Here is a 3,087-nt window from a genome sequence, read left to right as displayed (position 1 = left end):
CTGCATCCTCTCCCGCCAGCCTCACACTGGCCATCAAGATGTCCGGGAAACGGGGTCAACCCCACGACACCGTATGTCAACGATGTCGCGACTCATCACACCGCGGAAGCGGAGGGATTTGAACCCCCGGTGGTTTTACCCACGCTCGCTTTCAAGGCGAGTGCATTCGGCCGCTCTGCCACGCTTCCCTGCCGAAGAGGGTACGTGAGGACCAAACACCGGGCCGAATCGGCTCACGGCTCGTCACCGATCTCTCGACGCGGCGTCAGCTGGTGGACGCGGCCCGTGCACCCAGCGCGCCTACCAGCACCGACCGCGCACGGTGGCCTCCTTGTGCCACGATCGGGTCATGCGTGCCGTCACCGTTTCTTCGTCATGCGATCTGTCCGTGTCCACCATCGACGATCCGGTCGCAGACCTCGGCGAGGTCGTCATCGACGTCGTCTCGGCCGGGGTGAACCGCGCTGATCTGCTCCAGCGTCGCGGCAACTATCCGCCGCCGCCCGGCGCACCGGAGACCCTCGGGCTCGAGGTCTCGGGCAGGATCAGCGAGGTCGGGGCACGCGTGACGGGCTGGTCGGTCGGCGACGAGGTGTGCGCGTTGCTCGCCGGCGGCGGATACGCCGAGAGGGTGGCCGTTCCCGCGGCGCAGGTGTTGCCGGTCCCGGCCGGGGTTCTTCTCGCCGACGCCGCGGCGCTACCGGAGGTGGCGTGCACGGTGGTCTCCAACGTCGTCGAGGCCGGGGGTCTGCGAGCTGGTGAACTGCTCCTCGTCCACGGCGGATCGAGCGGTATCGGCACCCACGCCATCCAGCTCGCCCACGCACTCGGCGCCCGCGTCGCCGTCACCGCACGTACCGCGGCCAAGCTCGATCGATGCGCCGGATTTGGTGCCGACATCCTGATCAATTACGCCACAGACGATTTCGTGGAGGTGATCACCGAAAGCGGAGGCGCCGACGTCATTCTCGACATCATCGGCGCAAAGTATCTGGCGCAGAACATCTCCGCGCTGCGCACCGGCGGCCGCCTGGTCATCATCGGCATGCAGGGCGGCACCAAGGCCGAATTGTCGATCGCCGCGCTGATGGGTAAACGCGCGTCGGTGATCGGGACGACGCTGCGATCCCGACCGGTCGATGGGGACGGCGGCAAGGCCCAGATCGTCACGCACACGCGAACGGTGACCTGGCCACTGATCGAGGCGGGCAAGGTGTTGCCGGTCATCGACAGCGTCTACGGCCTCGACGACGCCGCGGCAGCGCACGACCGCCTCGACAGCGGCGAGGCGATCGGCAAGGTCCTACTGCGCGTGACCACAGACTGACCACCCCGGACCGATCACCCCAGTGCGTAAGACTGACGGTTCAGTCGAGACCGTCCGCACACGGTCCGGCCGAGGAACCGTCGCGGATCTTGCCGAAGATGCGGCGGAGGGACTCGAACTCCTCGGTGGTGAGCACCTCGATGACATGCTTACGGACCACCGCGTCGCGGATGTCGAGCTGTGCGCGCAGTTGGGCCCGTCCGTGGTCGGTGAGGCGGACCAGTCGGTGCCGGGCATCTGAGCGGGAGTGCACGCGTTCGAGGATTTCGTCGTCGATGAGGCGGGCGACCACGCGCGACACCGTGCTCACGCCGGCATGCATGGCCGCGGCGATCTCACTGATCCCGATCGACTCCCGGGCGGCGATAATCTCGAGTACCCGCATGTCATTGACCGAGACCCCCGCGGCGCTGAAGCCCGCGGTCACCTCGGCCATCAGGGCCCAGCCCCCGTCGACGAAAGCGCTCCACACGACCAACTCAGCGTCGGACAGCCGCGCGGACTCCTCGGTGTTCACTTTCCACAAAATAGTGCACCAGAGCAGAACTTACTAACTCAGTGGGTCAGGCGACCGACAAAAGTTGTCCACTTCACGCCAGCGAACCGAGTGTCCGCACGAGATGATCGACTTCGTAGGGTGTCGAATACGGCCCGAGCCCGACGGTGACAGCTCCTCCGAAATCGCCGGCACCCATCCGGGCAAGCGCACGGCTCGGCAGGTCGGCGAGCGCACAGATCCCGTTGTCGGCGAGCCTGCGGACCACGGTATCGGCCCCGACTCCGTCGACGGCGAAGCTGACCAACGGCACCCGACTATCGCTCTTGCCGATCACCGACACGTGATTGAGCTGGTCAAGCGAGTTGATGAGGTAGAAACCGAGCCGCTGCAGGTATTCGTTGACGCCATCGAGAGCAGTAGTCAGCCGTCGCCGGCGCTTACCCAGCGCAGTCTCGTCGAGACCCGCGAGATGCTCGACGGAAGCCACCAGACCGGCGAGCAGAGCGCCCTGATGCTCGTCGATCTCGAGGCGCTCAGGCCCCACCGCATGCGGATCCGATGACATCGTGTTCAACCGGTCGATCGCGCGCGGCTCGGCGAAGACCATCGCCGCCATCCGCGGCCCACCCCACCGTTCGGCGGACACGACGACGACGTCGGCGCCGAGTTCGTCGATGTCGAGCGGAAGGTAGGGCGCGGCACTCGACGCGTCGACGACGACCATCGCGCCAACCTCCCGCGCCCGCGCGGCGATGTCGCCGACATCGGTGAGGGTGCCCAGCGTCGACGAGGCCAGGGGAACGGCGACGACAGCGGTGTGCCGGTCGATCAGATCGTCGTACTGCCAGGCCGGCAATTCTCCGGTCTCGACGTCGATCTCGGCCCACCGCAGCGTGCCACCGACGCGGTCGACGACGCGCACCCATGGCAGGATGTTCGGCTCGTCGTCCTGGCGGCTGACGACGACGTTGCCCGTCAGCCATGTGTTGGGGTTGATCGCCTCGGCGAGCGTCCACAGCAACACCGAACGCGAGGGTCCGAGCACCACGCCGGAGGCCTGCCCGGCCACCAGATCGGCGATGGCCCGGCGGGCCCCGTCGAGGGCTTCGGCGGTCTCCCGCGCCGCCGGATACCGGCCCCGCGCCGACGCTCCGAGCTGTCGGAATCCGCGGGACACCGCGGAGGCCACCGAGTCCGGGATCACCATCCCGGCCTGCGGATCGAAGCGAATCCAGCCATCGCCGAGCGAGGGAAAAAGTCC

Annotated in this window: 3 protein-coding genes and 1 tRNA gene; 1 reads left to right on the top strand and 3 read right to left on the bottom strand. The window is 67.4% G+C overall.

All coding sequences use genetic code 11. The annotated features are described in order from the left end of the window. Positions 1–103 precede the first annotated feature (103 nt). Positions 104–188 (bottom strand) — tRNA-Ser (locus B1964_RS01305). A gap of 161 nt (positions 189–349) precedes the next feature. On the opposite strand from B1964_RS01305, the gene B1964_RS01300 reads away from it, so the two are divergent. Continuing rightward, the gene (locus B1964_RS01300) at positions 350–1,327 is read left to right on the top strand and encodes an NAD(P)H-quinone oxidoreductase (protein ID WP_172398713.1); all 978 of its coding nucleotides are present in this window, start codon (positions 350–352) and stop codon (positions 1,325–1,327) included. Between the two features lie 40 nt (positions 1,328–1,367). Here the strand turns inward: B1964_RS01300 and B1964_RS01295 are convergent, their stop codons facing one another. Further along, positions 1,368–1,844 carry a MarR family winged helix-turn-helix transcriptional regulator gene (locus B1964_RS01295; RefSeq protein WP_079928496.1) on the bottom strand — a complete coding sequence of 159 codons (477 nt, stop codon included), beginning with the start codon at positions 1,842–1,844 and terminating at the stop codon, positions 1,368–1,370. A gap of 73 nt (positions 1,845–1,917) precedes the next feature. Beyond that, positions 1,918–3,087: aminotransferase class V-fold PLP-dependent enzyme (locus B1964_RS01290; RefSeq protein WP_139765581.1), on the bottom strand; the 1,170-nt coding region annotated here is incomplete at its 5' end.

The organism is Gordonia sp. i37 (genome assembly GCF_002043085.1).
GTDB lineage: Bacteria > Actinomycetota > Actinomycetes > Mycobacteriales > Mycobacteriaceae > Gordonia > Gordonia polyisoprenivorans.
This window is presented reverse-complemented; position numbering and strand designations above follow the sequence as displayed.

What these genes read in the sequence shown, in the direction of transcription:
- B1964_RS01300 (WP_172398713.1), top strand. Translation starts at nt 350, where the DNA reads ATGCGTGCCGTCACCGTTTCTTCGTCATGCGATCTGTCCGTGTCCACC.